Raw genomic sequence first — 16,024 nt, 5'->3', positions numbered from 1 at the left:
CGCGCCGGCCCCCGCGCCTGCACCCGGTGCACCCGGCGCTGCCGGCGCCAAGGGCGGCGGCCTGGAGGAAGAGGCCAAGGCCGAAGCCGATTTCCTGAAGAAGCGCACGACGCCCGCCGTGCTGTTCGGCAAGCAGATCACCGGCACCGGCGACCAGGTGCAGAAAGACATCGGCACGCGCGCGACGGGCATCACCCACGCCTTCGCCGGAGGCTTCGCGGGCACCGTGGACGAGACCGGCGTGGTGGCTGCGGTGCGCGGCGTCAGCGCGGCGCGCGGCCTGGCGCTGGAGTTCGACGCCTATCCCACCTTCGGCCGCGTACTGGAGCCCGACCTGGTCAAGAACCTGGGCGAGAACAGCACCGAATACGCCGCCACGCGCGCCTGGCTGCGCGGCGACGCGGTCGAGGCCGCGCGGCTGGAACTGAAGGACTCGCCCGGCTTCTTCAACGACGACGAGGCCCGCGTCGAAGCCGTGATGCGCGCACTGACCCCGGCGCAGGCCGCGGCGCTCGGGGCGCAGCATGGCGATGTCGTCGCCGAGGTCAGCGCGGCGCTGGACGGCACCGACAGCAAGGTCTTCGATGCCTTGAAGACAGGCGACCAGGTCACCGCCGACGCCTTGCGCCTGAAGGACGAGGTCGACGCTGCGCGCCGCGAGAACGACAAGGCCGCACTGAACCGCGCAATCGAGGCGCGCACCACCATGGGCGCCGACTCCGACGCGCGCGCGCTGCTGGACGACGACCCGGACGCGCGGCGCAAGGCCGTCGTGGCCGCGCTCGGCGGACTGGTGGCCGAGACCGACTGGGCCAAGGCCGACACCACCGGCAAGATCGCGAACATGAGCGCCGAAGCGCGCGCCGTGGACTACGTGACGCGCGACATCCAGGTCCATATCGACGATGGCGCCGGCGTCACCTACAGCGACGGCCCGGCCCAAACCGGCGGCCAGAACTACACGCTCACGCTCAAGGACGCGGACAAGGACCTCTCCGTCGCGCTCCTGACCGAGAAAGGCGGCGCCGACAGCGTCGCCGCGCGCGCGGCCCGCGTCGGCATCGCCCTGCAGAGCGACAAGGACTTCGACCCGGAGAGCTTCGACAAGGCCACCTTCGACGCCGGCTTCTCCGCCGACTGGTCGAAGGCCAGCCTCGAGGAGCGCGCCGCGCACCGGCAGGCTGCCGAGAAGCGTGCCGCCGTCGTGCTGCTGGCCGCGCAGAAGTACGCGCCCGAACCACCCGGCACGCCCGCCCCGGCAGCCGATGCCAAGCCCGGTGCCCCGGTCGATCCGGCAGCCGCCGCCGCGAAGGCCAACGACCCGACCACGCCGATAACCGACCCGAAGGTCATCGCCGCGCGCGACCGCGTCATCGACCGGCTCAACGAGAAGCTCGGCGCCGGCTCTCTCGACGCGAAGCTGGCCGTCGGCCTGATCACCGATGCACGCCCCACGCCAGAGACCTGCGCCATCGCGATGGACCACGTGATGCATGCGCACTGGGGCACCAACGAGGAATTGCTGTTCCGCTTCACCGAACGCATGGACCGCGACGAGATCGCGAAGATGCGCGCCGCGTACAAGGTCCAGACCGGCAAGTCGCTCGACGCCGAACTCGGTGTCTACGGCGAGGGCGGCGACTTCAACGAACTCTCCGGCGACGACCGCCTGCGCATGGAACGCGCGATGAAGGGCGTGGCGCGCAACGACCGCGAGAAGCTCGAGAACGCGGCCTTCGCCATCGCGCAGCAGCGCAGCGAATCGGGCGGGCTCGGCAGCATGCTCGCCGACGGCACCTATGCCGACCAGGCCATGACCGCCACCTCGAAGCGACTGGAGGTACTGGCCGGCGGCCCGATCGCGCTGAACCGGCGCGGCGAGCTGATCTCCAGCCTGCCCAACTTCAAGGGCGACGACTACCAGGGCGCCGACCGCGCCACCTTCGAGGCCACCACCGCCATCGCGCAAGCGGTGGCCGAGAACTACTCGTCGCGCATCGACGCGTTCGCCGACATCGCCACCACCGGCATCGCGATCCTCGGGGCCATCGCCGCCGCGGTGATCACCGTCGCCACCGGCGGCGCGGCTGCCCCGTTGATCGCCGCCGCCGTGGTCACCGGCCTCGCCTCGATGAGCGCCAACTACGCGATCAAGGGCGGCCGCTATGGTTGGGAACAGGCCGGCATCGACCTCGCGATGACGGCGGTGCAGGCGATCACGGCGGGCGTCGGCGCGCAGCTCGGCAAGGCGGCGCAGGTGGCCTCGAAGGCTGCACAGGCCGCACAGACCGCGTCCCGCTCGCTGGTCACGCTGGCCAAGATCTTCACGGGCAACCCGGTCGTGGACCAGATCATCATCGGCGCGATCACCGGCGGCATCGGCGGGCTCGGCAATGCGGCGCTGGACGAGAAGACCTGGAAAGGCAGCAGCGGCGACTCGGTGATGGCGCTGTTCGGCGGCCTCATCAAGGGCGGGCTGGCCGGTGCGGCGACGGCGAGCGTGACGCAATCGATCGAGGCGCTGGGCCGCAATGCCCCGGCCCTGCGCGCGCAGGCCGAGAAGCTGGCCGCGGGCGGCACGCTGAGCCGCGTCGCGGGCGTGGGGCTCAAGGGCGTGTCGAAGGTCGGTGGCGCCATCGGCGCGGGCATGAACGCCTCCAGCGAAGGCGGGTTGGTCAAGGGCGGCCTCGGCATGGCCGGGCGCGGCCTCACCAAGGCCAGCATCTCGGCCGCGGGCGGCATGGCCGGCAAGGCGACCGAGCTGGCCGTGGACAGCGGCACCGGCAAGTTCAAGGGCGACATGGGCGCGGCGCTGGTCGAGATCGGCCATGCGGGGCTGCATTCGTTCGTGCAGGGCTTCGGCGAAGGCGCCGCGGAATCCGTGGGCCAGGGCATCCAGAACCGCAGCCAGAAGGCCAGCGGCGCGCGTATCAATTCGGAGCGCGAACGCATGGGCCTGAAGCCGCTGCAAGGGGATGCGCTCCATGCGGCGGTCGAAGACCTGCAGTTCCTCGACACGCATGGCCGCAATGGCAACGATGCGCTGGGCCGCGCCATCAACCTCGACCACATCGCGACACATGGCGGTTTGATCGAGGCACCGGTTGCCGCACCGGCAGCCGGACGCGCGACACCGTACGCCACCGAAGCGGAGGGTGCAACACCCCGCACAGCCCCGGCGGACAGCGACGCCACGCCGCCGCCTCGCGCAACCGGCGGCAGCGAAGAACCGTCGACAGTCCGTCCGGCGCCTACCGAGGAACCGTCGCCGCGCCCCGTTGCCATCGCGGAGGAAGCCCAGCCACCCAAGCCGGCTGCGACTGCCGAAGCCGACCAGCGCCTGCTCCCGCACCTCAGCGACGCCGAAATCGGCCATGCCATCGACCATGCCGAGGCCGGCCCCGCGATGCGCATCGGCGCAGAGCAACCCGGCGCCGACACGCGCGCCCTGCCCCCGGCAAGTCCGGAAGCCACGCTGCTGCAACGCCAGGCCGCAGGCGCCCTGCACGAGCAGGCCGACGCGCTGATGAAGCAGGCCAACGGCCTGCTCGACAAGGCCATCGCGAAGGACGCGGAAGCGGCCGTGGCCGACACCCACAACCCGCGTCGCGCCGCCGCATTGCGCGAGGAATCCGGCCGCCTGCTCAACGAGGCCATCGCACTCGAAGCGCAGGCCGTGCAGCACCGCGCCGAGGCCGCCGAATTCGCCAGCGGCCGCAAGTCCGCCACCGCCGACCTGCCCGGGCCGGAAGACGTCGACGCGATGTTCGCCAACCTCACCAGCGAGAAGCCGGGACGGGTGCAGGTGCCGCTGTCGGATGTCGAACGCAACCCCGACCTGCTGCCTCGCCTGGTCCGGCCATTGCTCGAAGGCGAAGGCGGCGGCCGCCTGGTGTTCCGTGTCGAGAGCGAACGCAGCCGCTCGCTGGTCCATGTCGATGCGCAGGGCAACGTCCACGTCGAGGGCGGCGCGTCCGCGCACCTGAACTTCGGCTCCTTCGAACGCGCCGTCGAGTTCGTGATGAACAACAGCCAGGGCAAGGCCCGCATCATCGCCTTCGAGGTGGATGAAGGCTGGGTCCGCGCGATGCGCTCGGCGGCCATTCCCGAGCACGGCACCGCCGACCTGCACGGCCAGCCGCGCCTGGTCGACGTGCGCTTTGCCGACGACCAGATGGAAGTCCCGGCCGGCCTCATCGGCGAACTGAACCGCATGATCAAGCCCGGCAGCGGACGTGTGCACGAGATCGATGCGCCCTCCGGCCCCGCGGGCGGTCCCAATCCATTGCTGCCGCATGACGGCACAGCCTCGCCCGTCGCCGGCTCGCGCATGCAGCTGGCGACGGAGCCGGTCATCACGCACCCGCTCAATGCGCTGAATGCCGCCATCGGCGAAGCCTTCGGCCTCAGCAGCGTCGGCCCGCTGACGACCCATGGCGCCCGCGAAGGCGCGCTGCACCTGTCGATGACCGATGCCGAAGGCCGGCCGATGAAAGTCAAGGTCGAGGTCGGCGACACCGAGCACGGCGCCATCGCCAGCTTCCGCCGCAACCCCGATGGCGACGATCCGATGTACTTCGTGCGGCTGTCGCCGAACGCGCCGCTCGAAACGCATGGCCGCGCGATCGCGCACGAACTGACGGAGGTGCGCCATCACCACACCGAAGCCGGTACTGCCGCCGACGCGTTGCGGCCCGGTGCAGCCGTGAGTGATCGTCTTTCCGCCCACGACCGCGGGCGCCTCGGCGAACTGGAAGTGCTGGCGAAGCGCCTCGCATCGGTGCCTGAAGCAGACAACGCCGCCCGCGCGCAAGTCCACGCCGATATCGAAGCCCTGGCCGCGCACCTCGGCCTGCTGCATGCCGACGTCGCCGACCCTCGCCTCAAGCTCGCACTCGACGCGCTGCCCGAGCACTCGCCCGCCCGCGCCGCGCTGGCCGATGCGCAGCAACGTTCACGCAGCACCGACACCACCGACGACCTGCTTCAGCCCGGCCGCGCACCCGCCGAAGGCGCACAGCCCAGCGCCTCCGACCGCCGCAAGGTCGCCGAGCTCGAAGCCATGCTGCGCAATCTGCCGCCCAAGCCGGCCGACAGCAGCGCCGAGCCCGCCGCGGTTCTGGCCCTGCGCCATGCCGCCGAAGCCAAGGCGGCGGAACTCGGCCTCGCCTTGGGCCAGCATGCGCCCAGGCGCGCCGACCTCGCCGAGACGCTGCTCGGCGAGCCGCACCTGATCGCGCGCCTGGCCGAAGTGCGTATTGGCGCCATGGACAACCCGTTCATGAAGCCGCTGAGAGGCACGCCCGCCGACGTGCCGACGCTGCTGAAGCAGCTCCAAGTCGCCGCTGCGATGGGCAACCGCGCCCAGGCCGCCGAGCTGGCGCAGATCGTTGGATTGCACCTCGCGCAAAGCGGCCAGCTTGGCAGTCCGCTCGCCACGCTACACCCTGAAATGACATCGCCCACCCTGCGCGCGGTGCTCGCCGATGTGGTCGAGCGCCACGCCGCGCGCTTGAAGGAGCCCACGTTGCGCGCCGAGGCCGCAGCCCTGCAGCAACGACTCGACATCATGCCGAGCGGTCGCTCGAAGGGCGTGCAGGCGCAGCGCGCCGAACTGGAAGCGCGCATCCGCACCCTCACGGCGCAAGCCGATGCCGAAGGCCGCGTCGCCTTGCGCGAGCACGGCATCTCCGCGGCCGATGCCCGCCGCGATGCCGCGACCCGCCAGGGCCAGCGCGTCGACAAGGTGCCTGATGTGCTCAACCACATCGCCAACGGCAAGCTCGTCGCGCAGTTGTTCGCCGATTCCCCGAACTTCCGGAAACTCGGCGAATACATGGCCATGCGGCGCGACCTCCATGAAGGCCGCCAGTTCACCGGCATCAGCGCAGGCCGCACCGACAAGGGCCTGGACGTGTTGACCCTCCGCCGCGTCGCAAGCATGGAGATCGCACTGCTGCGCTGGATCACCGGCCACTACACCAACCCGCAGACCGGAAAGTTCAACCAACTCGGCGACCTGCTGTTCCTCAAGCCGGCCGGCGGTACTTCGCCGACCTTCGCGGGCGCCCATCCCGCGCTGTTGGCCACGGACCTGGTCGAGGTCGCCATCCGCGCCGCGGGTCCGTTGCGGCCCGGCGAGGAACCTGTGAGGCACATCGTCGACATGACACCCGACGAAGCCGCCGCGCACCGCAACGACTTGCTGGCCCGCCGCGACGCGCTGGACCTGGAATTGGCCAGCCATCCCAAGGGCAGCCCTGCGTACAACGAGGCCGAGGCGAACTGGTCGCGCGCGGTCGGCGACCTCAACCTCACTTCCAAAGGCCTGGGCGAGGCGGCCGGCCGCAAGGTGGCCGTGGGCCTCGACGGCGGCCCGATGACGCCGTTGCCGATACCGCATGCCGGTTCCGGCGTGCCCGACCTGGCCTACCGCGACGCCAGCGGCGCGCTCGTCATCATCGAATGCAAGGGCCCGCACGCCGGCCTGGGCAACCGCCCCGCCGAACAAGGCAGCGTGCCGGTGCGCGCCCAGCAAGGCACTCCCGAATACATGACGAGCCTCGGTCGCTCGATGGCAAACTCGTCCGACCCGCAGATCAAGGCACTCGGCCTTGCGATCCTGGCCGAGATGCCGAACATCCGCTACTTCCTCGCGCAGCAGACGGCCGACAACGCCGGCAAGCTGGGCAGCATCGTGGTGAAGGCCTACGACATGAAGGAGCCCGGGCGATGAATGCGCCTTCTGCCGAAGATGCATTGGACCAGGCGCTGCAGCAGGCGCGGCTTGCGCATGCCGCCGCCGACATGGTCCGGCGAGATGCCGCGCTGGCCGATGCGGCCACCTGGGGACGCGTGCTGGCGGTCGCATTGATGGCGCCGCCCGCCGCTACCCTGTCATGGCGCGAACCGGCGCAGCGATTCGAGCTTTCCGAAATGCGGGCCAGCCCTGCCGCATTGCTGCCGACGCTTGCAGCGGCGCTGCTGGCCGGCGACCGCCATGCCTTGCGTGCGCTGCTGATGCCCGGGGTATTCGCCGCGGCGCAGGCCAGCGGCCAAGGTCTCGCGCATGCGCCCTGCTGGACGCACCTCGGCAACCTGCTGGGGCATGCGATTCTCGGAGGCAGACAGACGCAGGACGCCCGTGAATCCTGCGATCGGGCCATTGCCGAAACCGCTCGAACAGCACTCGACCCGGACGCCGGCAACGAACTGCTCCGGCCGCTGGCCGCCCTTCTGGAGGCACTGTCGCGCCAGGACGCAGCGGCCGTGCCGGCATTGCTGCTCGATGCCTTCGAGCGCCACCGCGCCTTCTACGCCGAACCCGCGCGCAGCGGCCTCACCCTCGGCATGGCGGCATGGGAGCTGAGCGCATGCGCCGCACTCGCACAGCAACGATTCGCCATCGACTTGGCGCCGCTGCGTCGATTCCCGGCGCTGTGCGAACACGTCGCACCCGCGCCGCGCGTCACGCTGTCCCTCAGCTTGCCGACGCGCACCGTGCCCGACGCCCGCCAAGCCGCATGGCAGGCCGACGTCGACGGCATTCCCCGGCTGACGCGCCAGAGGCACACCACCGCGAGCGGCGTGCAGATCACGGCCACGGGCAGCTTCGGCATCGACGAGTGGCAGGCAGAGTTCTCGCTCGACGCATCGGCGCCCAGCCTGCCGGTGGACACCCTGCTCGCTGCCTCGGACCTCCTGGCCCGACAACTCGACGACACCCCTCCCGACGACCCGCAGGAGCGTGCGTGGCATGCCCTGCTACTCGCCGAAGCGCTGGCCACCCTCGACGCCGCGCTCATTGCGCCCGCTTCGCAATCGCTCGACCGCGAACGCCTGCTCGCCCGCCGCGCCGCCTACGTCGGCTTGCTGGCCCTGCACGCGGGCGTTCCCGAGGTCGATGCGCGTCAGCAGGCGCTGGCGATGGCCGACGCCATCAAGGCCCAGGTGCAGCCGCTGCTCGAGGCCCTGGCCAGCAACCCCGGCGGCACGCTGTTGCAGACCCTGCGCCCGCGCCCGGGCGATGCGGCCCTCGCGTTCACGCCGACGCACGCGGCGGCCTTCGCCGAAGCCGCGGAACGCATGTGGACGGCCGGCCCGCGCCTGGCCGCCGCCACACCCGGCAGCCGCGTCGTCTGCCACGTGGCCCCCGCCGGCATGCTGGCCGAGGACAACGAACTCTCCCGCCACTTCCCGGGCGGCTACCGCACGCTGGCGAGCGAACTGCAGCCGCAGCGCGTATGGGTCGCGTGGAAGGTGATCGCGGCCGGCGCCAGGGACGGCATGGCCTACGACGGGCTTGTCTGGCTCGATGACCACTGGGCCTGGTTTCCGAAGCCTTTTCGGTGGTTGAAGACCTGAGTGTGGGCAGAATCGACGCTCCACTCCCCTATTGACGAATGGATTCGCCGACCTTCCTCAAGGCTCCGACCGAAGCATCGGGCGAGCGAGGCTTTGTCGTGTGCCATCACCCGCGCGATCTCGACTGGGCCGCCTTCATCGAGGGGGCGGTGCACGATCTCGGCTACGCGACGCAACTGGACGAATATGACGTCGCCGCCGGCGACAACTTCGTCCGCGCCCGGCATGAGGCGCTCAAGCGCCTCGGCGGCGCGCTCGTCGTGACGTCCCGTTCGTTCCTGGCCGATTCGCTGGCGGATTCGCTGGACGATGTATGGACCGCCGCACTGGCCGGCGGCTCCCGCGTCGTTCCGGTCGTCATCGATGACGCTGCTCTCCCCGGCCTGTTGGCGGCGCGCGCCCCGATTCGCCTGCACGGCCTTGACGAGAGGCAATGCATCGCCCGGCTGCGGGAGCGGCTGGCGCCGCGACGGCCCGACACTGCCCCTGCGTTCCCGGTGACTGCCGGCAACGCGCTTCTGCTGACGCCGCCGAACCCGTGGCGCCGCCTGCTCGAACACACGGCGCCACGGCTTCACGCCTTCTTCACGCGTGTCGGACTGCTCGCCGAACCGCCCGAACTGGCCGACCTGCGCGACTACCTGGCTCGCCTGCGGTCGGGCCTCGCGCAGGAGCTTCGCGAGCGCAGCTACGTGCCGCAGGAGGGGCGCGACGTGCCCTCGCCGTCTGCCGTGCCCTTGCCGGGCGGCGACCCTTTCGAGCGTCCGGTTCACCACCTGATCCGCCAAGTGATGGGCACCGCGCGGGGCGGCGATGGTGCGACGGCCCAGATCAGCGCCGTCAGCCGGCGCAGCAAGGTGGTGCGCGACATCGCGAACTCGATCGTGCACAGCGACGAACCCCTGGTGCTGCTCGGCGACCCGGGCAGCGGAAAGACGATGACGCTGCAGCATGCCGTGCTGAACGTGATCGATGCGCAGCGATGGCGCGTCTATCCGACGCTGCCGGTCTACATCCGGCTCGGCGACTTCCATGTTGCAAGCGCGCGCCCGGCCGATGGCGATGTCGATGCCCACGTGCTCAAGGGCCTGGACGCGCGGATCGCCGCGCGCTACGAGGCCCTTCACCGCGCCGGTCGGCTGATCATCTTCTTCGACGGCATGGACGAGATGAGCCGGGAACGCTACGGCGCGCACGTCGAGGCGCTGAGCCAGTTCGCCGCGAGCCGGCACCCCCAGACGCGCAGCCTCTTCTCGTGCCGCATCAACGACTTCAGTCCGGAGTTCCTGCACCGGCGCATGGTCCTGCTCCCGTTCGGGCGCGACCAGGTGCGCGAGTTCCTGTCGCTCTACGTGCCCAGCTGGCCCTTGAGGATCTCCGGCGAGAACTACTCGCTGAAGACGCTCACCGAGCGGCTGTGGTCGGGAGATCTTCCGGTCGACGTGCGCAACCCGTTCGTGCTCTGGTTGCTGCGCTACTACATCCTCGCAACCCATGAGTGGCCGGCCAGCCGCCCGGGGCTGATCGCGTTCTATTGCCGGCGCGTCTACCGCCGCAAACGCGCCGACCCCGGCAGCCAGGCGGTGCTTGCCAGGCTGCCGCGCCCGTTCACCGAGCTGGGTCGGCTGGCCTTCGTCTTCATGGACCGGAACCAGGGCACGTCGGCTTCACTCGTCGACCTGCGACCGGCACTGCCCGGCGTCGACGTCGACGCGCTGGCGCAGGTCGGCATGCGCTGCGGACTGCTCAGCGGCAGCTCCGGTGCGGGGTCGATGCGGCTGCGCTTCGCCCACCATCGGCTGCAGGAGTTCTTCGCGGCGCGGCACATCCGACGTTCGGGCGTCGACGTCGACTGGCAGACCGCCATCGAGGCGCCGCGCTGGCAGGAGACGCTGGTCAACTACGTGCTGATGCGCGGGCGCTCGGAGCCGGTCGAGCAACTGGGTTCGGCGATCTCAGGCTTCGTGGCCGAGGTCGAGCGCCGCGTCGTGGCGCGCACCCCCAAGGAGGACGACGACCTGTTGCTCGATGATGTGGAGACAGACGAAGCTTCGGCGCCCGTCGCCGACGCCACCTCCGCAGCGGCAGAGGCGCCGGAAGTACCGTGGCCCGACACGGGCCCGCTGATGACGGACGACGAGGAAGGCTTCGCCGCCGACCGCATCGAGCTGCTGTCGCGCCTGTTGCACCAGGGCGCGGGCTCGATGGCGCAGACGCAGGTCCAGACCTTCAGCCGCGCGGTCACGGTGCTGGTCGAGCACGGCAATCCGAGCACCCAGGTCAAGATGCTCTGGGCCTGCGAGAACGTGCCCGACGCCGACGTTGGCAATGCGATGGTGCGGCTCCTAGAGTCGCGCATCGGCTGGGTGCGCAACCAGGCGCTCATGCTATTGGCGAGCCCTGCCGCGAGCAGTGCCCGGATCGGCACCGACCTGACGGCGCAGATCGGCTTCGACCTCGCCCGGGGTGAACTGCTGCATCGGCTCGTCGGCCACGCGAAAGCCGCGGCCGCGTCGACGGCGCCGCGGCGCTGGTGGCATCTCGCGCTCGGCGTGCTTTGCATGCTGGTGCTGGGGCTTGGCATCGCGGCCCTGGTGCCGCTGATCTACTGGGCGGCCGTGACATGGCTGCCGCCGAAGGACGGCGTCGATCCAGGCGCGAACATCGAGGCGTTCCTGACATCCGGTCGCTACGCTGCCGTTGTTGGAGGTATGGCGTTGATCGGGTTCGTCCGGAAGTCCGCGCTCCTCTGGCTCTACGTACTGGGGGCCTCCGCGGCAATCCTACTGGGGGTAGGCTATGCCTCCCTGCTTTGGTCCACCTCGCTCCTCTCGTTCCTGTGGATGCTGGTAATGGCCCCCATCGCGCTCTATTTCGCTGCGATGCTGCTGTCAGTACCAGCATCGCTGGTGCACTACGCCATCCTTGCGACATTCGCACTTTTCACGTTGCCTCTGTCGCAACTGCGTTCCGCAGTCCGCAATGCGTGCGTCATCGCCAAGGAGCATTGCCGCTACGGCATCGGAGCGCCGATAGGCCCGATGGCTGTTTCAGGGATATTCGTCTTCGGGCTGATCATGGGTATGGGATGGTTGCGGGTCTGGCTCGGACACGCGCTGCTGCCGCAGGCGCGCGAGATTTGGTCAAACCTGCGAGGACCGCAGTCGCTTGAAGCCTGGCTACTGTTGGGCACGGGTGCAATTTGCGCGCTGGCGGGGCTCGGCTACTGGGCTCGCCGGTCGTGGCGCGCGAATCCGGCGCGATTGGAAGCACCGATGTTGATTGTGTTAGCGGCGGGCATGATCGGGGTGCTATTCGTAGCCGTGAACGGTCTGGTCGTGCTCCTAGTGGTCGCCACGCCGGCTTTGTCGGCCCTGGTTGACCCGCTGCTGCAGCCAGCGATGCTATGGCTTGACCGGGTCGCACCTGGGCGTTACGTGGTGCGCGCGCTGCTCGTGGTGCTTGCGGGCAGTGTGTTGCTTCTTCTGGCGATGTCGCTACGCGCCGCGTTGCGCGAATGCTTCGCGCTGGTGGCACCCTGGCGCACGCCGTTCGTGCCCAACGAACTGACGCCACAGGCCTGGCGCGCGAAGCTGGAGACCGCTGACGCCGTGGGGCAGGACATCATCCTCCAGCGCAGCAGCCAGCAGGCGCTCGGACTGGATGCGCCGGCGTTCCTGGAGTTGCTCGTCGAACTGCAGACGACCTTCAAGGAAGATCCGGCGCTGGGCACCTACTGGCGCATGCGCCACGAGTTGCGCAATGTGATCCAGCAGGAACAACAGGGGCACATCGGCGGCATATGAAGCACTACTTCGTCAGCTACAACCTGGCGGACAAGGCCTGGGCCGAATGGGTGAGCCAGCAGATCGAGGCGCTCGGCATGTCCGTTGTCATGCAGGCCTGGGACTTCGAGGCCGGCGACAACTTCGTCGCGCGCATGCACGCCGCGCTTCAACAGTGCGAGCGCATGCTGTTGATCCTGTCGCGCCACTCGCTCGACGCGCGCTTCACCAACGAGGAATGGCAGGCGGCGTTCGCCCTCGGCCAGCGCATCGTCCCGGTGCGTGTCGACGATTGCCGTCCACCCGGCCTGCTGGCGCCGATCGCCTACATCGATCTGTCGGCGCTGGACGAGGCCGCCGCGGCACAGGCACTGAAGGCAGGGCTGCAACCGCCCCGCCGGCCGAATACTCCGGTGCCATTTCCGGGTCGGCGCGCGAGCTGAACCAACGCTGAATACAAGAGCGATTGCATTCATCGAGCGTCGGTCTAAGATACTTTCGATGCGAATTGGCCCGGCTATGCGGTGGTCACCTGGACGACGAATCCTCGTCGTCGTAATGCTGCTCGCGTTCGCATTCAGCCACCTCGCCGCCGTCTTCAACCTCCCCGCTCCCCCTTGGGTTCCCTCGGAAGCGCAGCATGCGCTGCTCCATTGGCAAGGGACACCCCATCATCACCACGACGATGGCTCCATCGGAACCGATCATTCCGTCGAGTCCAGTCAGCACGTCAGCCTCGATGGATGCCTGAACGCCATCGCAGTTCAATGCGACGTGGCAGTTGATTTCAGTCCGCATCCTGCGGTACCACCCGCTCGCCGCGATGAGCTTGGAAAGCCGTGGCCGTATCTCGACGGGCTGATGCGTCCGCCCTCCCTCCCACCTGAAGATCACAGTCCCCGCCAGACGACGTGATTGCATGCTCACGCCGCATGGCGGGCGGCCATGAAGACGGCCGGGCTTGGCAGCTTTGCGCGCCCTCGCCTCTCGTTGCAACGCGAAGCGAACCAGCAGCGCCGCGCACGCGAACCGCAAGCCGTCCTTTTTATCCATGCCGACGAAAACTCCGCACTCCGGTGCGGAACTCGTTGAGGTGAAGATCGAATCCAACGAGAGCGATCAACGCGGCGAAGCCTGACGTTCCGTATCGCACTTCGCCTTTCCATCCGGGGTTTTGCAATGAAGGTTCACTACGACGATCCAGGCTTTTGGCGCTCATCCGGAGCGGCCACTTTGCTGGTCGGGGTGCTTGCCGGTGCTTTCTTCCTGTACACGGAGGACAGGGCAAGCCGGTTCGGGCTGCTCCCGTTCCTGCTTGCCGTAGCCTGTCCGTTGATGCACGAAGTCATGCACTCCAGCCACCGGCGGCGCCGAAGCCGGCTCGATCCCTACCCATCGGAAGACGATCGGTGAACGGTGTCGGCGACGGCCATGGCCTGTGGAGCCTGGTCCTGCTGAACACATGCGTGTTCGTCGGTTTCGCCTACAGCTTCTTCAAACCGACCACGTCGCGGGACTGGAAGGTCTTCGGCGCGTACAGCACATTCATCGCGGCCCTGTTTGCCGAGGTCTACGGCTATCCGCTCACGATGCTTCTGTTCCACGGATGGCTCACCGCCAGGGTCGAGGACGCCGACCTGTTCGGCCATGAGGCCCGCCACTTCTGGTCGCTGTTGATGCGCAACCACTCCAACCCCGACCCGCACACGGGGGCGCTTCGTTTCCTCAGCTTCGCCACCGTGCTTGCGGGCTTCGTGCTCCTGGCGATGGCATGGCATGTCCTGCATCTCGCGCAGCGGCGGGACAGGGTTGCGGCGACGGGCCCGTATCGCAGCATCCGGCATCCTCAATATGTCGCACTCGCGCTCATCATGCTCGGCTTGCTGCTTCACTGGCCGACGCTGCCCACCCTGTTGGGGCTCCCGCTGCTGCTTGCGATGTACCTCAGGCTCGCCATTTCCGAGGAGCGCGAATTGACGCGCGAGTTCGGAGAGGCCTGGCGAGGCTACGCGGCGATGACGCCCCGCTTTATTCCGGCACTGTGCGGCGGTCATCGCCGGCATGCCGAGTGAACCTTACCTGGCGGGGCCCTTCGTCACGTTCACCGCCCCTTTCATCCCCGCGTCGTAGTGACCGGGTTGGAGGCATGCGAAGTCGACCTTGCCGGCCTTGGTGAACTGCCAGACGATCTCGCCGCTCTTGCCTGGCGCAAGCGTCACCATGTTCGGGTCGGCATGTTCCATCCCGGGGTTCTTCTTCATGGCTTCGTAGTGCGCCTTGAGTTCCTGCTCGGTGCCGAACACCAGTTCATGTTTCAGCGCGCCCGAGTTCTTGACGACGAAGCGAACCGTCTCGTTTTGCTGGACGCTGATGTCGGCGGGCGTGAAGCGCATGGTGTCCTTCATGTCGACGTTGACCGTGCGGGTGGCCTTGGCGGCGACGCCCGGCCTGCCGACTTCGGCATCGGCATCGGCCTCGGCAACGTGGCCATGGCCTCCTTCGTGCGTGCCGTTGGCAAAGCCGCTGCCGCTGGCAAGCAGGGCCAGCACGAGGATTGCGCTTGAACGAATCGAGTTCATGAGGGTTCGACGTGGTTGGGGTTGATGGAGTGGTCGCAAGTTTGAACCTTGCCACCATGGCAAGGTCAAGCCCTTCGATGTCGAATGCGCAGCGCCGTCAATGCGGCGGCCCCCTGGCCGCGTCGAGCTCGAACGCCACCGCCAGGATCGCCTTGGCCCATTGCGGCACCTGCTTCAACGCCACATGCGTCACGATGCGCCCCGCCTCCACGTGCAGCAGCAGCACCGGCTTGGGCGCCTTGCCGGCCTTGGGGTCGCCCTCCGCGCTGTTGTCGTAGACGCGCAGGCTGGCCAGGTGCGGCATCAGCTTGACCAGGTTGGCGCGGCTGCTGACATAGCGCTCGCGGATCTTGTGCTCGGGGATGGCATGGCCGCCGGCCGTGACGCGGTCCTTCACGCGCTGGATGTGCCGCTCCGGCGAATTCAGCCCCGCATACCAGACATGGACCTGCGCCCCGGCCCGCGCGCCGGCCAGCAGCATGTCGGGAATGGTGTTGGCGCCGAGCGTGGTTTCGAAGGCGTAGTTGCCGCCCTCCTTCAGCGCACGCTCCAGGCCCTTGCGGCCGTATTCCCATGCATGGCCGTTGGCGGCTTCCAGGGAGAGATTGGAGTTGGCGTCCTGCAGCGCGCGCGCCGCCAGGTCGGGATTGAAATACGGAACCTTGCGGGCCTGCAACGCGGCGCCGCCGATGCTGCTCTTGCCGGCGCCGTTGACGCCGGCCAGGACGAAGATGTTTGCTGGCACTCGATCCTCCCGCCTGTCGGCGAACCCGACAGGACTTCTTCTTCAACGAGCCGGCCCTATCGCGCCGCGCGAACCGCCGCCTTGCCAAGTTCCGCCGGTGTCATCGCAAAGGCATCGGCCATGCCCTCGGCTACCTCGGCGCCCTGCATGCGGGTGAACATGTCGTCGAACTTTTGCGTGAGCGCATCGAGATTGGGCTCGGCCGCCTGTTCGAGCTTGAGGTAACGGTCGACCGACATCAGCACCATGGTGGGCTGGTCGTGCCGGGTGATGACGACGGCGCCTTCGGCCATCACCGTGCTGGTGACTTTCTGCATGCCGCCGGCCAGATGGGTGGCGGTAAAGGTCGGCATGTTGCGCGCCAGGCGGTCCAGCGCTTCAGGACGGGAGCTCAGGGCTTGGGCCAAGGTGTTCTCCGGAGAATGTCGAAGTCTGTATTTTAGACATTTTCTGGATTTTGGGGATTATCCGGCCCACCATTCGGGCCAGTGTAGGTATTGGCCGGCGCAATCGTTCGCCTGCCGCCGATGGGCCTGCCACACTGCGCCACC

The 16,024-nt window shown here is 68.7% G+C and carries 10 protein-coding genes; 6 read left to right on the top strand and 4 right to left on the bottom strand.

The window, feature by feature from the left end; genetic code table 11:
* The 4 genes from HCU76_RS26410 to HCU76_RS26395 all read left to right on the top strand — a co-directional run.
* Positions 1-6,736, top strand: a 6,736-nt coding sequence (locus HCU76_RS26410; RefSeq protein WP_218511082.1) for a hypothetical protein, incomplete at its 5' end; no start/stop codon positions are given.
* Positions 6,733-8,364: an Imm49 family immunity protein gene (locus tag HCU76_RS26405; protein WP_213958725.1), complete on the top strand. Its 1,632-nt coding sequence runs from the start codon at positions 6,733-6,735 to the stop codon at positions 8,362-8,364. The genes HCU76_RS26410 and HCU76_RS26405, both read left to right, overlap by 4 nt.
* A gap of 38 nt (positions 8,365-8,402) precedes the next feature.
* Complete coding sequence (locus HCU76_RS26400; protein ID WP_218511081.1) at positions 8,403-12,170, top strand: TIR domain-containing protein; 3,768 nt, start codon at positions 8,403-8,405, stop codon at positions 12,168-12,170.
* Positions 12,167-12,592, top strand: coding sequence for a toll/interleukin-1 receptor domain-containing protein (locus HCU76_RS26395; protein WP_218511080.1), 426 nt, complete (start codon positions 12,167-12,169; stop codon positions 12,590-12,592). Before HCU76_RS26400 ends, HCU76_RS26395 begins: the two co-directional genes overlap by 4 nt.
* 85 nt (positions 12,593-12,677) lie before the next feature.
* Here the strand turns inward: HCU76_RS26395 and HCU76_RS26390 are convergent, their stop codons facing one another.
* Positions 12,678-13,202: a hypothetical protein gene (locus tag HCU76_RS26390; protein ID WP_218511079.1), complete on the bottom strand. Its 525-nt coding sequence runs from the start codon at positions 13,200-13,202 to the stop codon at positions 12,678-12,680.
* Between the two features lie 126 nt (positions 13,203-13,328).
* On the opposite strand from HCU76_RS26390, the gene HCU76_RS26385 reads away from it, so the two are divergent.
* Complete coding sequence (locus tag HCU76_RS26385; RefSeq protein ID WP_213958721.1) at positions 13,329-13,562, top strand: DUF2933 domain-containing protein; 234 nt, start codon at positions 13,329-13,331, stop codon at positions 13,560-13,562.
* Positions 13,559-14,221, top strand: a complete 663-nt coding sequence (locus HCU76_RS26380) for a methyltransferase (protein WP_218511078.1) — start codon at positions 13,559-13,561, stop codon at positions 14,219-14,221. Before HCU76_RS26385 ends, HCU76_RS26380 begins: the two co-directional genes overlap by 4 nt.
* Positions 14,222-14,224: 3 nt before the next feature.
* Here the strand turns inward: HCU76_RS26380 and HCU76_RS26375 are convergent, their stop codons facing one another.
* From HCU76_RS26375 to HCU76_RS26365, 3 genes are all read right to left on the bottom strand, one after another.
* Positions 14,225-14,728 carry a plastocyanin/azurin family copper-binding protein gene (locus HCU76_RS26375; protein ID WP_213958719.1) on the bottom strand — a complete coding sequence of 168 codons (504 nt, stop codon included), beginning with the start codon at positions 14,726-14,728 and terminating at the stop codon, positions 14,225-14,227.
* Between the two features lie 97 nt (positions 14,729-14,825).
* Positions 14,826-15,473, bottom strand: a complete 648-nt coding sequence (locus tag HCU76_RS26370; RefSeq protein WP_218511077.1) for a zeta toxin family protein — start codon at positions 15,471-15,473, stop codon at positions 14,826-14,828.
* A 56-nt stretch (positions 15,474-15,529) separates the two neighbouring features.
* On the bottom strand, positions 15,530-15,880 hold the full coding sequence (locus HCU76_RS26365; RefSeq protein ID WP_218511076.1) for a hypothetical protein: 351 nt from the start codon (positions 15,878-15,880) through the stop codon (positions 15,530-15,532).
* Between the last annotated feature and the right edge of the window lie 144 nt (positions 15,881-16,024).

Source organism: Variovorax sp. dw_308 (genome assembly GCF_019207085.1).
Classification (GTDB): Bacteria; Pseudomonadota; Gammaproteobacteria; order Burkholderiales; family Burkholderiaceae_C; genus Variovorax.
The sequence above is the reverse complement of the archived record's forward strand: the minus strand, read 5'-3'. Positions and strand labels throughout refer to the sequence as shown.